Origin of the sequence: Pseudomonas sp. B14(2022), assembly GCF_012030485.1 — a bacterium.
Taxonomy (GTDB): Bacteria; Pseudomonadota; Gammaproteobacteria; order Pseudomonadales; family Pseudomonadaceae; genus Aquipseudomonas.
In genome coordinates this window covers 24,611-41,953 of the sequence record NZ_JAAUVM010000020.1, presented here as the reverse complement: position 1 = coordinate 41,953, position 17,343 = coordinate 24,611, and the positions used below count along the sequence as shown (strand labels likewise).

Genomic DNA, 17,343 nt, shown 5'->3' with positions numbered 1-17,343 from the left:
GAAGCCTAAGGTGTAACGGGGTTCAGCGACAATCTTTACAGTGACATGGCACGATGACGTGATTCAGGCGAGTGAACTACTTGAAGCGGGCGGACCGGAGCCTTTCCGGGCCACGACCGGCCGACAAGTCCTTGAGCCACACCACCTTGGCTGAGTGCGTAGGCTCTTTGGCTGGCGGGGTTGCCACCCAAGGAGGCGCACTGCGCTTGTTACGTTCCAGGTAAGCTTTGATCAGTTCCAGCTCCGCACGGCTCAAACCGCGCAGTTCCAACTCGACGGGCCGTTCATCACGCAATCGGCCCGCGGTCCTCGCTGCATCCAATGCACGACCCAATCGGTCGATCAGTCCTTCGTAGATTTCCGGTTTCGTTGCGATTCGCTGCGATTCGACCATCCCCTCACCTCATTGAAGAAAGACTTGCTCCCCAATAAACAGCGTAGTCCCCGTGGCTGCGCCTGCCCGGCGCCGCGACAGACGGCCCTCGCCGCGCAATCAGGGTTTCCCTCGATAGAGTGGGGTCATGTATGCTACGGCGCTTCCTGTAACTCCACTTCCCGCAGGGTTTGGGCACGGACGCGCCGCTTTTTGGTGTCGAACAACCTGAACGTTGCACCGAAGAGGATTAGGCCACCCCTATTCAGTTCAAAAGTAGCCATGCACGAACAATATCAGCCCCGTGAAATAGAAAATGCCGTCCAAACCTTCTGGGACGAGCAAAAGTCCTTTGAAGTCAGTGAACAGCCAGGCAAGGAGACTTTCTATTGCCTATCGATGTTCCCTTACCCCAGCGGCAAGCTACACATGGGGCATGTGCGTAACTACACCATCGGCGACGTGATCTCCCGCTACCAGCGCATGCAAGGCAAGAACGTCCTGCAGCCCATGGGTTGGGACGCCTTCGGCATGCCGGCGGAAAACGCCGCGATGAAAAACAACGTGGCCCCCGCCAAGTGGACCTACGAAAACATCGCCTACATGAAGACCCAGCTGCGCAGCCTGGGCCTGGCGGTGGACTGGTCCCGCGAAGTCACCACCTGCAAGCCGGACTACTACCGCTGGGAACAATGGCTGTTCACCCGCCTGTTCGAAAAAGGCGTGATCTACAAAAAAAGCGGCACCGTGAACTGGGACCCTGTCGACCAGACCGTCCTGGCCAACGAACAGGTGATCGACGGTCGCGGCTGGCGCTCCGGCGCGCTGATCGAAAAGCGCGAAATCCCGATGTACTACTTCAAGATCACCGCCTACGCGGATGAACTCTTGTCGAGCCTCGACGATTTGCCGGGCTGGCCTGAACAGGTCAAGACCATGCAGCGCAACTGGATCGGCAAGTCCAAGGGCATGGAAGTGCAGTTCCCGTACAACGTCGACTCCATCGGCGAAGCGGGCGCACTCAAAGTCTTCACCACCCGTCCCGACACCCTGATGGGCGCGACCTACGTCGCCGTGGCCGCCGAGCACCCGCTGGCCACCCAGGCCGCACAGAACAACCCCGAGCTGCAGGCGTTCATCGCCGAATGCAAAGGCGGCAGCGTGGCTGAAGCCGACGTCGCCACCCAGGAGAAAAAAGGCCTGCCGACCGGCCTGTTCGTCGAGCACCCGCTGACCGGCGAGAAGTTGCCGGTATGGGTCGCCAACTACGTGTTGATGCACTACGGTGATGGCGCAGTAATGGCTGTGCCGGCCCACGACGAGCGCGATTTCGAATTCGCCACCAAGTACAGCCTGCCGATCAAGTCGGTGGTGCGCACCAGTTCGGGCGACACCAACCCGGCGCCGTGGCAAGACGCCTACGGCGAGCACGGTACGCTGATCAACTCCGGTGAGTTCGACGGCCTGGACTTCGCCGGTGCCTTCGACGCCATCGAAGTTGCACTGATCAAGAAGAACCTCGGTGCCTCGCGCACCCAGTTCCGCCTGCGCGACTGGGGCATCAGCCGCCAGCGCTACTGGGGCTGCCCGATCCCGATCATCCACTGCGAAACCTGCGGTGACGTGCCGGTGCCGGAAGACCAACTGCCGGTCGTCCTGCCGGAAGACGTGGTGCCGGACGGCGCCGGTTCGCCATTGGCACGCATGCCTGAGTTCTACGAGTGCAACTGCCCGAAATGCGGCCAGCCGGCCAAGCGTGAAACCGACACCATGGACACCTTCGTCGAGTCCTCGTGGTACTACGCTCGCTACGCGTCGCCTCATTACGAAGGCGGCCTGGTGGAAAAATCTGCAGCCGACCACTGGTTGCCGGTAGACCAGTACATCGGTGGTATCGAACACGCCATTCTGCACCTGCTGTACGCGCGCTTCTTCCACAAGCTGATGCGCGACGAAGGCCTGGTGAGCTCCAACGAACCGTTCAAGAACCTGCTGACCCAGGGCATGGTGATCGCCGAGACCTACTATCGTCGCGAAGCCAATGGCGCCTACACCTGGTTCAACCCAGCGGACGTCGAGCTTGAGCGCGACAGCAAAGCCAAGGTCATCAGCGCCAAACTGATCGCTGACGGCCTGCCGGTGGAAATCGGCGGCACCGAGAAGATGGCCAAGTCGAAGAACAACGGCGTCGACCCTCAGTCAATGATTGATCAGTTCGGCGCCGATACCTGCCGCCTGTTCATGATGTTCGCTTCGCCGCCTGACATGAGCGCCGAATGGTCCGACTCCGGCGTCGAAGGTTCGCACCGTTTCCTCAAGCGCGTCTGGCGCCTGGCGCACGCCCATGTCAGCCAGGGCCTGCCGGCCAAGCTCGACGTAGCGTCGTTGAGCGACGAGCAGAAACTCATTCGCCGCAGCACTCACCTGGCCATCAAGCAAGCCAGCCAGGACGTGGGCCAGAACCACAAGTTCAACACCGCCATCGCCCAGGTGATGACGCTGATGAACGTGCTGGAAAAAGCCCCGCAAGCGACCGAACAGGATCGCGCACTGGTGCAGGAAGGCCTGGAAACGGTCACCCTGCTGCTGGCGCCGATCACGCCGCACATCAGCCACGAACTGTGGAGCCGCCTGGGCCATAGCGACGCGGTCATCGATGCACGCTGGCCGGTGCAGGATGACAGCGCCCTGGTACAGGACACGCTGCAACTGGTCATCCAGGTCAACGGTAAACTGCGCGGCCAGATCGACATGCCGGCCAGTGCCAGCCGTGAAGAAGTCGAAGCGGCCGCACGGGTCAACGAGAACGTGCTGCGTTTTACCGAAGGCCTGACGATCCGCAAAGTGATCGTGGTGCCTGGCAAACTGGTCAATATCGTCGCTAGCTAATCGGATCGGGCGTGGGGCTCAAGCCCTGCGCCGAACAAAGCCTTCAGGGCCTCGATAAGGCCCACATGGTTTCAAGGGGAGCAACAAAATGATCAAACGCAATCTGCTGGTTATGGGCCTTGCCGTACTGCTGAGCGCTTGCGGCTTCCAGCTGCGCGGCACCGGCACCAATGACCTGACGATCAAGGAACTGGACGTCAGCGCTCGCGACGCCTACAGCGAAACAGTGACCCAGCTGCGCCAGGTCCTTGAAAACAGCGGCGTGCACGTCTACACCGGCGCGACCTACAAGCTGTTCCTGGCTAACGAGAAAGAAACCCAGCGCAACCTGAGCTACGCCAGCGCCGGGCGCGCGTCCGATATAGAACTGAGCACCGTGCTCAGTTTTGAAGTCCAGGGCCGCGATCGCCTGCCCTTGATGAACGACGACATTCAGGTGCAGAAGATTGTCAGCCACGATGGTAACAACCTGGTGGGTTCGGACTCCGAAATCATCCAGGTGCGCAAGGAGATGCGTCGCGAGCTGGTGCAACGCATGGTCCTGCGCCTGTCGCTGCTGACTCCGCAACAACTCGAAACCTTGCAGCAACGCGCTGACGACAAGGCCAAGGCCGATGCCGACGCGCTGAAAGCAGCGAAAGAGTACGAAGACAACACGCCGAAACAATCGCCTGTTGAAGTACCTGTCGAGTAAGCCAGACGGGGCGCCCCAGGCGCCCCGTTCACCCTGCCTATGAAACTCGCCCCCGCCCAACTCGCCAAACACCTGCAAGGTGGCCTCGCGCCTGTCTACATCGTCAGCGGTGATGACCCGCTGCTGTGCCAGGAAGCCGCCGACGCCATCCGTACCGCCGCACGCCAGCAGGGCTTCGATGAACGCCAGGTATTCAGCGCCGACGCCAGTTTCGATTGGGGCACGCTGCTGCAAGCCGGTGCAAGCATGTCGCTGTTCGCCGAAAAACGCCTGCTGGAGCTGCGCCTGCCTTCGGGCAAGCCCGGCGATAAGGGCGCGGCGGCACTGATGGAATACTGCTCGCGGCCCGCCGAAGACACGGTGTTGCTGATCAGCTTGCCCAAGCTCGACGGCAGCGCGCAGAAGACCAAGTGGGGCAAGGCCCTGGTGGAGGGGGCGCAGACCCAGTTCATCCAGATCTGGCCAGTGGACAGCAATCAGTTGCCGCAATGGATTCGCCAGCGCCTGTCCCAGGCGGGGCTGTCCGCGACACAGGATGCAGTGGAGCTGATCGCCGCGCGGGTCGAAGGCAACTTGCTTGCCGCCGCCCAGGAGATCGAAAAGCTCAAGCTGATGGCCGAAGACGGGCAGATTACCGTCGAGACCGTCCAAGGCGCAGTAGCAGACAGTGCACGTTTTGACGTGTTCGGGCTGGTGGATGCGATCCTCAACGGCGAGCCCGCCCATGCCCTGCGCATGCTCGAAGGCCTGCGTGGCGAAGGTGTGGAGCCGCCGGTGATTCTCTGGGCCCTGGCCCGGGAGCTACGGGTATTGGCCAATATTGCCCTGCAATACAGCCAGGGCACGCCGCTGGACAAGTGCTTCAGCCAGGCTCGGCCACCGGTGTGGGACAAGCGCAAACCCCTTATGAGCAAAGCCCTGCAACGGCACTCGGCGCAACGCTGGGCGCAGCTGTTGCTGGAGGCGCAGCGCATTGATGCACAGATCAAGGGCCAGGCGGCGGGTTCACCGTGGATGAGCCTCAGCCGTTTGTCGCTGTTGATGGCCGGTCAGCGCCTGACATTACCAGCGGAATAACCCTAGTTTCCAAACACCACAGAACCAATGTGGGAGGGGGCTTGCTCCCGATGGCGGCGCTGAAGTCGACACATGTATTGACTGCAACACCACCATCGGGGGCAAGCCCCCTTCCACACTTTTGATTGCGTTTACAATTCATGGGCTTTACAGCGACCTGACTTCGGCAGATTATTTGCGCCGCATCCCCCCATCAAGAGCATCGACCATGAGCAAAAAGCCATCCAAGCATGGCCCCAACAAGGCCAAATCCATCATCGCCCAGCCACTGTTCCGTAGCCGTCAGGAACGCGCCGGCAAGGGCAAAGGCAGCTACCGCCGCGAAGCCTTCCAGTCTAATAGCTGGGAGGCTTCTTACTTTCTGGCTGCCTGAAGGCAAGCGCCCCTCTGGCATGATAAGGTCTGTGCCTGATTTGTAATTCCTGGACCTGTGCATGCCCTCTTGTCTTTCCCGTCGTTGGCACCTTCGCCAATTGATCGCTGCCTCCAGCCTCATTCTGCTTGTCGCCTGCGCGGAAAAACCCACCGCCGCCGATGCCCAACCCTTGCCGAAGCTCCAGACCGCACCCGTGGTAGCACCTGCCGTCGTGGCCCCCCTGGCCGTGGACAATCTCGACATCCAACCGACCCAGACCTTTGCTGAATGGCAGGCTGGCTTTCGCGCGCAAGCCCTGCAGGCCGGCATCACGGCCGACGTTTTCGACACTGCATTCGCCAATGTCACCCCCGATATGGCGGTGATCCGCGCCGACCGCAGCCAGCCGGAGTTTTCCCGACCGGTGTGGGAATACCTCGACGGCGCCCTGTCGCCGCTGCGCGTACGTAATGGCCAGGCGTTGCTGGTCAAGTACGCCGACATCCTGCAAAGCATCGAGCAGCGTTATGGTGTCGACCGCCAGGCGCTGGTCTCGGTGTGGGGCATGGAGAGTAACTTCGGCCAGTTCCAGGGCAACAACTCGGTGATCCGTTCCCTGGCGACCCTGGCCTATGAAGGCCGCCGCCCGGCCTTTGCCCAGGCGCAATTGCTCGCGGCGTTGCAGATCATCCAGCACGGCGACATCGCCGCCGACCAGATGAAGGGCTCCTGGGCCGGGGCCATGGGCCAGACCCAGTTCATTCCGACCACTTACAACACCCACGCGGTGGACTTCGATGGCGACGGTCGCCGCGACATCTGGAACAGCCCGGCCGACGCCCTCGCGTCCACCGCGCACTACCTGCAAAGCTCCGGTTGGCAGAAAGGCCAGCCGTGGGGCTTTGAAGTCAAGCAATTGCCGGCGAACTTCGACTACACCCTGGCTGACGGCGGCGTGCGCAAGAGCATTGCCGATTGGATGAAACTGGGCATTCAGCTGCCACCGGGCGCGAGTATGCCGCCGAACGTCGACCAACTGTCCGCCGCCCTGCTGCTACCGGCAGGCTACCGTGGCCCGGCGTTCCTGGTGCTGGATAACTTCCGCGCGATCCTCAAGTACAACAACTCGTCGTCCTATGCACTGGCAGTGGGTCTGTTGTCGGAGCGCTTTGGCGGCGGTGGTGTGATTCGTGGCGATTGGCCAAAGGATGAACTGCCACTGAGCCGTTCCCAGCGCATTGACCTGCAGACGGCGCTGAGCGCCAATGGCTACGACGCCGGCAACCCGGATGGGATTATTGGCGCAAACACGCGCAAGGCGATTCGGGCGGCGCAGCAGACGCTGGGCTGGCCGGCGGATGGGTATCCGACGGTGAAATTGCTGGAGTCGCTGCAAAACCGATAGATCCGCGTATGGCGACTACCGCAATCGGGTGCTTGCCCCCGATTGCGGTGTCTCAAACGCCAACAGACTCAGGACCTGAGCACCACATCCTGCTCCAACACCACCCGCTGCTCCCCCGCATCCAACCGTACCAATGCGCCCATCGGCAGCGTCAGGTTCGGATCGCAATGCCCGCTGCGCCAGCCGGCCAGTACCGGTATGCGCAACGGCTCGAACGTCTGCTTCAGCAGGCGCTCCAGCGCAACGTTATCCACACCCGCCACATCCCCTGCCAGCACACCCGCGACCTGCGCCAACTTGCCCGCCAGACGCAGGTGGGTCAGCAGACGGTCAATGCGGTAGATCGGCTCATTGACGTCTTCGATAAACAGGATGATGCCTTCAGCGTCGATTTCGTAAGGCGTCCCCATGACCGCCGCAATCATCGACAGGTTACCCCCCAGCAAGCGCCCACGGGCAATGCCAGGCTCAATCGTGGTCAGCGGGTACGCCACCGGGTGCGCCAGCACACTGCCGGCGCCCAGCTGGCCGCGCAGAAGGCCGAACAATGATGACTCGGTAGGTTGTTGTTTGCCGCCGAGCAGGTCGGCATTGAGCATCGGCCCGTGGAAGGTCACGAAACCGGCGTAACGGTTGATTGCCAGGTGCAGGGCGGTGATGTCGCTATAGCCGACGAACGGCTTGGGATTGGCACGCAGCAGGTCGAAATCCAGCGCGTCGAGCAGCCGTGGTGTGCCGTAACCACCGCGCAGACAGAAGATAGCGTCGATGTGCGGATCGGCAAAAGCCGCGTGCAGGTCACGCAGGCGCACTGCATCGCTGCCGGCGAGGTAGCCGTCGCGTTCATAGACTCCGGGGAAAATTCGCAGATCGTAGCCGCGCGTACGCATCCATTGGCCGGCCTTTTCTACGTCCAGCACGGCGGGGCCGGCGGGGGCGATCAGGGCGATGGTGCCTTCAGAACGAAGGGCTGGAACGGCTGCAGTCATACACAACTCTCCCTAACTAACGCAGAACGAAATGTGGGAGGGGGCTTGCCCCCGATAGCGGTAGATCAGCCAGCACATGTAGCGACTGACATACCGCAATCGGGGGCAAGCCCCCTCCCACACTGGATCTAAACCCCTATCAGGAAACCAGGCTAGCCTTGACCAGCTTGGCCTGCTCGTCGGCGTGGTACGAAGAGCGTACCAACGGGCCCGAGGCGACGTTCTTGAAGCCCATCTTGTAACCTTCTTCGGCGAACCAGGCGAAGGTGTCCGGGTGCACAAAACGCTGCACCGGCAAATGGCTGCGCGACGGTTGCAGGTACTGGCCCAGGGTCAGCATGTCGATGTCGTGTTCGCGCATGCGCTTCATGACTTCGATCACTTCTTCATCGGTCTCGCCCAGGCCCAGCATCAAGCCGGATTTGGTCGGGATGTGCGGCATCATCTGCTTGAATTTCTGCAGCAGGGTCAGCGACCACTGGTAGTCCGAACCTGGACGCGCGGCCTTGTACAGGCGTGGCACGGTTTCCAGGTTATGGTTGAACACATCCGGCGGCTCGGCAGCGGTGATTTCCAGCGCGACGTCCATACGGCCACGGTAGTCCGGCACCAGGGTCTCGAGCATCACGTTCGGCGACAATTTGCGGATTTCGCGGATGCAGTCGGCAAAGTGCTGGGCACCGCCGTCGCGCAGGTCGTCACGGTCAACCGAGGTGATCACCACGTATTTGAGTTTCAGGTCGGCGATGGCGATGGCCAGGCTTTCCGGTTCGTTGACGTCCAGTGGCTTCGGCCGGCCATGGCCGACGTCGCAGAACGGGCAACGACGGGTGCAGATGTCACCCATGATCATGAAGGTGGCGGTGCCGCCGGAGAAGCATTCGCCCAGGTTCGGGCAGGACGCTTCTTCGCACACGCTGTGCAGCTTGTGTTTGCGCAGCAAGGCCTTGATACGGTCGACTTCCGGCGAAACCGGGATGCGCACGCGGATCCAGTCGGGCTTTTTCGGCAACTCGGTGGTCGGGATGATCTTGACCGGGATGCGTGCAACCTTCTCGGCGCCGCGCAGCTTGACGCCGGCTTCCACCTTGGCACGCGGGGCCGGGGCCGGACGCTCGGTGATGTCCAGCGTCGGGATCATGGTTTGCACTGCATCAGTAGTCATAATCAGTCGATTCCGCCCGTGAGGGTCGTCTGCTCAGCATAGTCGAGGTGTTTGACGAGCTGCGCACGCAGCCGGGCACTTACCTCGGCAAATTTAATCGGTGTGGCGTGGTCGCTCAGTTGGGTCATCGCCAGCCCGGCATAACCGCACGGGTTGATCCGCCGGAACGGTGCCAGGTCCATGTCCACGTTCAGGGCCAGGCCATGAAAGGAACAACCGTGGCGAATGCGCAAACCGAGGGACGCGATTTTCGCGCCATCCACATACACACCGGGTGCATCGGGCTTGGCCGCGGCACTCACGCCGTAACTGGCCAACAGCTCGATCAGGCAAGCCTCCATACGGCTCACAAGGTCGCGCACGCCAAAACCCAGCTTGCGCACGTCCAGCAGCAGGTACGCCACCAGTTGACCGGGCCCATGGTAAGTCACTTGGCCACCTCGGTCGACCTGCACCACCGGAATATCCCCCGGCAGCAGCAGATGTTCGGCTTTGCCGGCCTGGCCCTGGGTGAACACCGGCGGGTGCTCCACCAGCCAGATTTCATCGGGTGCCGAAGTGCCGCGTTCATTCGTGAACCGCTGCATGGCATGCCAGACGGGCTCGTAGTCCATCCGGCCGAGCTCGCGAAAGCCCAGGACCTGTGACATCACAGCACCATGTGCACGAAGCCGGTGGCCCGCAGTTCGCTATTGATGTCGTAGAGCTGGTCTTGACCGGTCGCAACGATGTGCAACTGGATCGTGGTGTACTTACCGTTGGTGCTCGAACGCTCGTCCACCCGGTTGTCATTGATCGTCGCGTGTTTACGCACGATATCCAGAATCTTGTCTTTGTTGCCTACACCGGTATCGCTGATCACCTTGACGGGATAATCCGTCACCGGGAATTCGATCTTTGGCGCCTTTACTTCTTTATCGGTCATGGCAGAACGGCCTCGTAAGCGGTAAGCCGTGGCGACGGCAAAGCCCCGCGTCGGATCAACGCGGGGCTTTGCAGGTGCACACAATCAGTTGAACAAGCCGTAGAAGAATAGACGGATGCTATCCCACACGCGGCGGAAGATACCACCTTCGTCGACGGCGTCCAGCGCGATCAGGTCGGCGCTGTGTACCACCTTGTCGTCCAGCTTCACTTCGACTTTACCGATCACGTCGCCCTTGGCGATGGGTGCAACCAATTGCGGGTTCATGGTCATGCTGGCAGCGAGCTTTTTCAGCTGGCCTTTAGGCATGGTCAGGGTCAGGTCTTCAGCCAGGCCGGCCTTGACTTGCGAAGTCGCGCCTTTCCACACCGGCGCGGTCGCCAGTTCAGCACCCTTCTGGTAGAAGGTCTGGGTTTCGAAGAAGCGGAAACCGTAGGTCAGCAGTTTTTGCGTCTCGGCCGCACGGGCCTGCTCGCTATTGGTGCCGAAGACTACGGCGATCAGGCGCTGGCCATCACGTACCGCAGACGACACCATGCAGTAGCCGGCTTCTTCGGTGTGGCCGGTTTTCAGGCCGTCGACGGTCTTGTCGCGCCACAGCAACAGGTTGCGGTTAGGCTGCTTGATGTTGTTCCAGAAGAACTCCTTCTGGGAGTAGATCGCATAGTGAACCGGGTCGATACGAATGATCGCGCGCGCCAGGATCGCCATGTCGTGAGCCGACGAATAGTGCTCAGGGTTTGGCAGGCCGGTGGGGTTCATGAAGTGGCTGTTGGTCATGCCCAGGTCGGCCACGGTTTTGTTCATCATGTCGGCGAATGCGTCTTCGCTGCCGGCGATGTGCTCGGCCAGGGCGACGCTGGCGTCGTTACCGGACTGGATGATGATGCCGTGCAGCAGGTCGCTGACGGTGACTTGCGAGCCCACCTTGATGAACATCCGCGAACCGCCGGTACGCCAGGCGTTTTCGCTGACGGTCACTGGGTCGTTTTCGCCGATCTGGCCGCGACGGATTTCCAGGGTCGCGATGTAGGCGGTCATCAGCTTGGTCAGGCTGGCCGGTGGCAGGCGCTGGTCACCGTTGCTCTCGACCAGCACGTTGCCACTGGCGGCATCCATGAGGACCCAGGACTTGGCAGCCAGTTGCGGTGAAGCCGGCACCATTTCAACCGCCCAGGCGGCCGGGGTGATGATCAGCGAGATAAGCAGGCACGTGCGTTTGGCTAAGGTGGTGATGTTCATCCGTCTCTCGAAATTGCTTATGGAAACTTGCCCTCGCGGGCAAAACTTATTCAGACAGCCCGCTACCAGACTGTCACGTGTTCGGTTGCACGCTCACCCCTTGCCCCTGGGTTTTTATTGTTCAACGAGCCAACAACCACGGCTCATACCCGCGCACGGACCTGAGCCATCAATCCTTTTTTATTCAGCGGTGACCACGCTGGGTTGCCCCAGGTTGGCCAGACGCACGCTGTTCTGCACTTGTGCAACCTCGCTCGGCGAACCGATCGGGCCCATACGCACACGGTGCAACGTTTGCTGGTTACGCACGATGGAGCTGATAAACACTGGCGCGCTGACCATGCTGCTGAGCTTGGACCTTAACAGTTCTGCCGCATCCGGGTTGGCGAAAGCGCCCACTTGCAGGTATTGCCCGCCCGCGACCGCGGCGCCTGGCGCCGCATGGGGCACGACCACGGTATCCGGTGCATGCTGCTGCGGTGGCGGTGTCCACTGTTCGATCTTGCCGGTTGATGCCGTCACTTGCGGCTGCGCACTCTGGGGCTCGTTGAGCATCAACGGCGCTGGTTTGCCACGCTGGGCCCAGTACTGCGCCGGATCGATGCCTTCGACCTTGACCCGCGCGGTACCGATTTCGGCATAGCCGAGTTTTTTGGCGGCGGCGTAGGACAAGTCGATGATGCGATCCGAATAGAACGGTCCACGGTCGTTGACCCGCAGGATTACCGTGCGGTTGTTGTCCAGGTTGGTCACGCGGACATAGCTGGGCAGCGGCAGGGTCTTGTGGGCCGCGCTCATGCCGTACAGGTCGTAGACCTCGCCGTTAGCGGTGTTCTGACCGTGGAACTTGGTGCCATACCAGGACGCCGTGCCCGATTGCACGTAGGTCTTGGAGTCCTGCAACGGGAAGTAGGACTTGCCCAGCACCGTATAGGGGTTGGCCTTGTATGGGCCGGTGTGCAGGGTCGGCGTGGCATCCGGGATCTTCGACACGTCGACATCCCACCACGGCGCGCCGTCTTTGTGCGCGCGGTTGATGTCCAGTCCTGGCTGGGAACGCACAGCCGTGCCGCCGGACTTCTGTACCGGGCCACGGCTGGTGGAACAACTGACGACGAGCAGGGACAACGCGGCGAACGCCACCAGCTTGAGCGGTTGATTGAACGGCGATGCCCGCATTACTTGTTGCCCCGTGCTTGGACCAGCATGTCTGACAGCTGATGCACGGCCATGGCGTACATCACACTGCGGTTATAACGCGTGATTGCGTAGAAATTCTTCAGGCCCATCCAGTATTCAGGGCCGTTTTCACCTTCGAGGCGGAACGCCGTCACCGGCATATCGTCGCGTGGCGCATTCTGACTCGACCAGCCCAGCGCCCGCAACTCCCCAACCGTCTTGGCCGGCTCGATGCCCTGGGTCAGGCCTTCATCGGCGTGCTCCCCGGTGACATCGGCGCGGATCACCACCGGCTCGCCACCGACCCAGCCATGGCGCTTGAAGTAGCTGGCCACACTGCCGATGGCATCGTCCGGGTTGCTCCAGATATTGATGTGCCCGTCGCCGTCGAAATCAACCGCGTAGGCGCGAAAGCTGCTCGGCATGAACTGCGGCAAGCCCATCGCACCGGCGTAGGAGCCTTTGAGGGTCAGCGGGTCGACCTGCTCTTCACGGGCCAACAGCAGGAACTCACGCAGTTCCTTGCGGAAGAAGTCGGCGCGCGGCGGGTAATCGAAGCCCAGGGTAGACAGGGCGTCGATCACCCGGTAACTGCCGGTATTGCGCCCGTAGAAGGTTTCAATGCCAATGATCGCGACAATCACCTGGGCCGGCACGCCGTATTCCTGCTCGGCGCGGGCCAATACGGCCTCGTGCTGGCGCCAGAAGTCCACACCCCGGGCCACGCGGGCGTCGGTGAGGAACATAGGGCGATATTCGCTCCACTGTTTCACGCGCTCAGCGGGGCGAGAGATAGCATCGAGGATCGCCTGCTTGCGCTGCGCTTCGCGAAACACGCCCATCAGCTGTTCACCGGCGAAACCGTAGTCGCGGGTCATTTCACCGACGAACTCGGCGACCTGGGGTGAGCCATCGTAGTCACCGGCCTGCGCCTCCTGCGTTGCGCCCAGCAGCCCAATCAGGCCCATCCAGGACGCATGCCGAGTCGCCCAGCCGCGCATTACTTGCATTGACATCTTCACCTTATTCAAACCTGTGCGATCCACTTGCGATGCGTATGAATCGACATCAAAACCCCAAACGCTGACAGCAATGTCACCAGCGAAGTTCCGCCGTAGCTAATGAACGGCAACGGCACCCCAACCACCGGCAGCAGGCCACTGACCATACCGATGTTGACGAAAACGTAAACAAAAAAAGTCATGGTCAGGCTGCCGGCGAGCAATTTGCCGAACAGCGTCTGCGCCTGTGCGGTAATCACCAGGCCACGACCAATCAATAACAAATAGATCAGCAACAACGCGCAAATGCCTACCAGGCCGAACTCTTCGCCCATCACCGCAATAATGAAGTCGGTGTGGCTCTCGGGCAAAAAGTCCAAATGCGACTGGGTGCCCAGCAGCCAGCCCTTGCCAAATACACCGCCGGAACCGATGGCCGCCTTCGACTGGATAATGTTCCAACCGGTGCCAAGCGGGTCGCTTTCGGGATCGAGGAAAGTCAGGATTCGCTGCTTCTGGTAGTCGTGCATAAAGAAGAACCACATGGCCACGGCCACCGGTACTGTCGCCGCCAGCACGCTGAGGATCCAGCGCCAGCGCAACCCGCCCATGAACAGCACGAACGCACCGCCAGCCAGGATCAGCAGCGACGTGCCGAGGTCAGGCTGGCGCACGATCAGAATGAACGGCACCCCGATCAGGATCAGGCTGATCCCCACATGCTTGAGCTGCGGCGGTAAGGTGCGCTTGGACAGGTACCAGGCGATAGTCGCCGGCATCAGGATCTTCATGAATTCCGACGGCTGGAAGCGAATCACCCCCGGAATGTTGATCCAGCGGGTCGCGCCCATGGCGTTGTGGCCCATGACGTCCACCACCACCAGCAGCAATACGCCGGCGACATAGCCGAGCGGCACCCAGCGCGCCATGAAACGCGGCTCCAGCTGGGCGATCACGACCATGGATAACAGGCCCAGGCCGAACGACGACGCCTGCTTGATCAGCAAGTCCCAGTTCTTGCCGCTGGCCGAATACAGCACGAACAGGCTGCCGGCCGCCAGGGTCAGCAGCAGGATCAGCAACGGACCATCAATGTGCATGCGCTGCAGCAGCGTGGCGCGACGACGCATCACATCCTCGCTGGAGAGGATGCGGTCAAAATTACTCTTCACTGGCCGTAACCTCTGGGGTTGAAGGGGGGCCGCCATATTCGGGCTTGAGCCTGCCGTCGTCGGCCAGCAACCAGGCGTCCATCACCTGGCGCACCACAGGCGCCGCCACACCGGAGCCGGACTCGCCGTTCTCGACCATCACCGCCACCACGATTTTCGGGTCGTCGGCCGGGGCAAAACCCACAAACAAGGCGTGGTCGCGGTGGCGTTCCTGGACCTTGGAGCGGTCGTATTTCTCGCCCTGCTTGATCGCGACCACCTGGGCGGTACCACTTTTGCCGGCGATACGGTATTGCGCACCGATCGCCGCCTTGCGCGCGGTACCGCGTGCGCCGTGCATCACCTGCTGCATGCCGTGGTTGACCTTGGTCCAGTCGGACGGGTCGCGCAGCACGATGTCGGGGATGGGGTTTTCATCCAAAGGCTTTTCGCCTTCGATGGTCCGGGCCAGGTGCGGGCGGTTCCAGATGCCTTTGTTGGCCACCAGCGCCGTGGCCTGGGCCAGCTGCAAAGGCGTGGCCTGCATATAGCCCTGGCCGATGCCAAGGATCAGGGTTTCGCCCGGGAACCACGCCTGGCGGCGGGTCGCACGCTTCCACTCCCGCGATGGCATCAGGCCAGGGGATTCTTCGAACATATCCAGGGAGACTTTCTGACCGAGGCCGAACTTGCCCATGTAGGCGGACAAGCGGTCGATCCCCAGCTTGTGGGCCAGGTCGTAAAAATAGGTGTCGTTGGAACGCATGATCGCGGTATCCAGGTCGACATAGCCGTCACCGGTGCGGTTCCAGTTACGGTATTTGTGATCGTAGTTGGGCAGCATGTAGTAACCAGGGTCGTAGACCCGACTCGATGCAGTCACCACACCGGCGTCCAGGCCGGCAATCGCCACCGCCGGCTTGATGGTCGAACCCGGCGGGTACAGGCCGCGCAGTACGCGGTTGAACAGCGGCCGGTCGATGGAATCACGCAGCTCGGCGTAGGCCTTGAAGCTGATCCCGGTGACGAACAGGTTGGGATCGAAACTCGGCTGACTGACCATCGCCAGCACTTCGCCGGTCTTCGGGTCCAGCGCCACCACCGCGCCACGCCGGCCGCCCAGCGCCATCTCGGCCGCTTCCTGCAGCTTGATGTCCAGGCTCAGCACAATGTCCTTGCCCGGCACCGGGTCGGTACGCTTGAGCACCCGCAGCACGCGGCCGCGAGCATTGGTCTCGACTTCTTCGTAACCCACCTGGCCGTGCAACTCGGGCTCGTAGAAACGCTCGATGCCGGTCTTGCCGATATGGTGGGTGCCGCTGTAATTGACGGGATCGAGGCTTTTCAGCTCTTTCTCGTTGATCCGTCCCATGTAGCCGACGGAGTGGGCAAAGTGCGGCCCTTGGGGATAGTGGCGCACCAACTGTGCCACTACTTCCACTCCCGGCAGGCGGAACTGGTTCACCGCGATCCGCGCGATCTGCTCTTCGGTCAGCTCGAACAGGATCGGCACCGGCTCGAATGGCCGACGCCCCTGCTTCATGCGTTTCTCGAAGATCACCCGGTCTTCCGGGGTCAGTTGCAACACCTCGACGATCACATCGAGGACCTGCTGCCAATCACCGGAACGTTCGCGGGTCATGCTCAGGCTGAAGCTGGGCCGGTTATCCGCCACCACCACGCCATTGCGGTCGAAGATCAGCCCACGGGTAGGCGGAATCGGCTGCACATGCACCCGGTTGTTCTCCGACAGCGTGGAGTGATAGTCGTACTGGATCACCTGCAGGAAATACAGGCGCGCAATCAGCACCCCGATCAAACCCACCACCATAAAAGCGCCAAACACCACACGCGCGCGTACTAGACGTGCGTCTTTCTCGTGGTCCTTGATGCGGATCGGCTGGGTCATCGGGAGGGGCGCAGATTATTTGTGGTAAGGGTGCCCGGACAGAACTGTCCAGGCGCGATACAGCTGTTCACCGATCAGGATCCTTACCAACGGGTGCGGCAGCGTCAGCGCCGACAGCGACCAGCGCTGGTCCGCCCGCGCGCAGACTTCCGGCGCCAGCCCTTCGGGGCCGCCGACCATGAAGTTGACGGTGCGCGAGTCCAGGCGCCAGCGATCCAGTTCCACCGCCAGCTGCTCGGTGCTCCAGGGCTTGCCGTGCACTTCGAGGGTGACGATGCGCTCGTTGGGACCGACCTTGGCCAGCATGGCTTCGCCTTCCTGACGGATAAAGCGCGCCACGTCGGCATTCTTGCCCCGGGTGTTGAGCGGTATCTCTACCAGTTCCAGCGACAGCTCGGCGGGCAGACGCTTGGCATACTCGTGCCAGCCTTCTTCCACCCACTTGGGCATGCGTGAACCGACAGCAATCAGACGCAGGCGCACAGCCGTTCCTTATTCCTGGTCTTTGTTGAGCTTGTCGAAGTGCGCGTGGCCCACTTCCGGGCTGTGGTGCTTGCCATCGGCGGCACGGCTCTGCTCGGCGCCTTTCCACAGACGCTCCAGGTCGTAGAACTGACGGGCGTTGGAAGTCATCATGTGAACGATTACGTCGTCCATGTCCAGCAGCACCCAGTCGCTGTCGCCCTTGCCTTCTTCACCCAGCGGCTTCACGCCTTGGGCTTTGACGGCTTCGCGAACCTTGTCCAGCATCGCGCCGATCTGGCGGTTGGAGGTACCGGTGGCGATGATCATGAAGTCGGTGATGCTCTGCTTGTCGCGCACGTCCAGGACCTGGATGTCCTGGGCCTTCACGTCTTCCAGGGCGGCAACGGCGACTTTTACCAGCTCTTCGCCAGCCAGTTCAGGGCCAACGTGGGCTTCAACCGGCAGCGGGGCGCTTTTGAACGTGCCTTTGCGTTTTACTTTGCTTACGTCTTTGTTCGTCATAA

At 61.6% G+C, this 17,343-nt stretch carries 17 protein-coding genes; 5 read left to right on the top strand and 12 right to left on the bottom strand.

From position 1 onward, the window contains the following. Positions 1 to 76: 76 nt before the first annotated feature. Positions 77 to 394, bottom strand: coding sequence for a hypothetical protein (locus HCF10_RS23935; RefSeq protein ID WP_053138081.1), 318 nt, complete (start codon positions 392 to 394; stop codon positions 77 to 79). Between the two features lie 261 nt (positions 395 to 655). Here HCF10_RS23935 and leuS point away from each other — a divergent pair, with 261 nt between their 5' ends. From leuS to HCF10_RS23910, 5 genes are all read left to right on the top strand, one after another. Beyond that, positions 656 to 3,262: a leucine--tRNA ligase gene (gene leuS, locus HCF10_RS23930; protein WP_167656551.1), complete on the top strand. Its 2,607-nt coding sequence runs from the start codon at positions 656 to 658 to the stop codon at positions 3,260 to 3,262. An 88-nt stretch (positions 3,263 to 3,350) separates the two neighbouring features. Next, positions 3,351 to 3,956 (top strand): LPS-assembly lipoprotein LptE, encoded by a 606-nt coding sequence (locus HCF10_RS23925; RefSeq protein ID WP_131700101.1) that lies wholly within the window; start codon positions 3,351 to 3,353, stop codon positions 3,954 to 3,956. A 39-nt stretch (positions 3,957 to 3,995) separates the two neighbouring features. Then, the gene (holA, locus tag HCF10_RS23920) at positions 3,996 to 5,033 is read left to right on the top strand and encodes a DNA polymerase III subunit delta (RefSeq protein ID WP_131700100.1); all 1,038 of its coding nucleotides are present in this window, start codon (positions 3,996 to 3,998) and stop codon (positions 5,031 to 5,033) included. A 208-nt stretch (positions 5,034 to 5,241) separates the two neighbouring features. Next, positions 5,242 to 5,406, top strand: coding sequence for an alternative ribosome rescue factor ArfA (arfA, locus tag HCF10_RS23915; protein ID WP_003176285.1), 165 nt, complete (start codon positions 5,242 to 5,244; stop codon positions 5,404 to 5,406). A gap of 61 nt (positions 5,407 to 5,467) precedes the next feature. Then, on the top strand, positions 5,468 to 6,793 hold the full coding sequence (locus HCF10_RS23910; protein WP_167656550.1) for a lytic murein transglycosylase: 1,326 nt from the start codon (positions 5,468 to 5,470) through the stop codon (positions 6,791 to 6,793). Between the two features lie 68 nt (positions 6,794 to 6,861). Here HCF10_RS23910 and HCF10_RS23905 read toward each other — a convergent pair whose 3' ends face one another. From HCF10_RS23905 to rsfS, 11 genes are all read right to left on the bottom strand, one after another. Continuing rightward, positions 6,862 to 7,782: a S66 peptidase family protein gene (locus HCF10_RS23905; RefSeq protein WP_167656549.1), complete on the bottom strand. Its 921-nt coding sequence runs from the start codon at positions 7,780 to 7,782 to the stop codon at positions 6,862 to 6,864. Positions 7,783 to 7,921: 139 nt separating this feature from the next. Then, positions 7,922 to 8,923: a lipoyl synthase gene (gene lipA, locus HCF10_RS23900; protein ID WP_057444888.1), complete on the bottom strand. Its 1,002-nt coding sequence runs from the start codon at positions 8,921 to 8,923 to the stop codon at positions 7,922 to 7,924. A 26-nt stretch (positions 8,924 to 8,949) separates the two neighbouring features. Beyond that, positions 8,950 to 9,597, bottom strand: a complete 648-nt coding sequence (gene lipB, locus HCF10_RS23895; protein WP_027605241.1) for a lipoyl(octanoyl) transferase LipB — start codon at positions 9,595 to 9,597, stop codon at positions 8,950 to 8,952. After that, on the bottom strand, positions 9,597 to 9,872 hold the full coding sequence (locus HCF10_RS23890) for a DUF493 domain-containing protein (protein ID WP_017848340.1): 276 nt from the start codon (positions 9,870 to 9,872) through the stop codon (positions 9,597 to 9,599). Before HCF10_RS23890 ends, lipB begins: the two co-directional genes overlap by 1 nt. A gap of 84 nt (positions 9,873 to 9,956) precedes the next feature. Next, positions 9,957 to 11,114: a D-alanyl-D-alanine carboxypeptidase family protein gene (locus HCF10_RS23885; protein ID WP_131700097.1), complete on the bottom strand. Its 1,158-nt coding sequence runs from the start codon at positions 11,112 to 11,114 to the stop codon at positions 9,957 to 9,959. 180 nt (positions 11,115 to 11,294) lie between these two features. Continuing rightward, a complete protein-coding gene (locus HCF10_RS23880; protein WP_092488466.1) occupies positions 11,295 to 12,293 on the bottom strand; it encodes a septal ring lytic transglycosylase RlpA family protein in 999 nt (332 codons plus the stop codon). Continuing rightward, positions 12,293 to 13,303, bottom strand: coding sequence for a lytic murein transglycosylase B (gene mltB / locus HCF10_RS23875; RefSeq protein ID WP_131700096.1), 1,011 nt, complete (start codon positions 13,301 to 13,303; stop codon positions 12,293 to 12,295). The genes HCF10_RS23880 and mltB overlap by 1 nt, the downstream gene beginning before the upstream one ends. A gap of 17 nt (positions 13,304 to 13,320) precedes the next feature. Continuing rightward, a complete protein-coding gene (gene rodA, locus HCF10_RS23870; RefSeq protein ID WP_167656578.1) occupies positions 13,321 to 14,424 on the bottom strand; it encodes a rod shape-determining protein RodA in 1,104 nt (367 codons plus the stop codon). A 31-nt stretch (positions 14,425 to 14,455) separates the two neighbouring features. Next, positions 14,456 to 16,354, bottom strand: coding sequence for a penicillin-binding protein 2 (gene mrdA / locus HCF10_RS23865; RefSeq protein WP_145336738.1), 1,899 nt, complete (start codon positions 16,352 to 16,354; stop codon positions 14,456 to 14,458). Between the two features lie 15 nt (positions 16,355 to 16,369). Then, the gene (rlmH, locus tag HCF10_RS23860) at positions 16,370 to 16,837 is read right to left on the bottom strand and encodes a 23S rRNA (pseudouridine(1915)-N(3))-methyltransferase RlmH (RefSeq protein ID WP_003176297.1); all 468 of its coding nucleotides are present in this window, start codon (positions 16,835 to 16,837) and stop codon (positions 16,370 to 16,372) included. Between the two features lie 9 nt (positions 16,838 to 16,846). Then, on the bottom strand, positions 16,847 to 17,341 hold the full coding sequence (gene rsfS / locus HCF10_RS23855; RefSeq protein ID WP_003176298.1) for a ribosome silencing factor: 495 nt from the start codon (positions 17,339 to 17,341) through the stop codon (positions 16,847 to 16,849). Between the last annotated feature and the right edge of the window lie 2 nt (positions 17,342 to 17,343).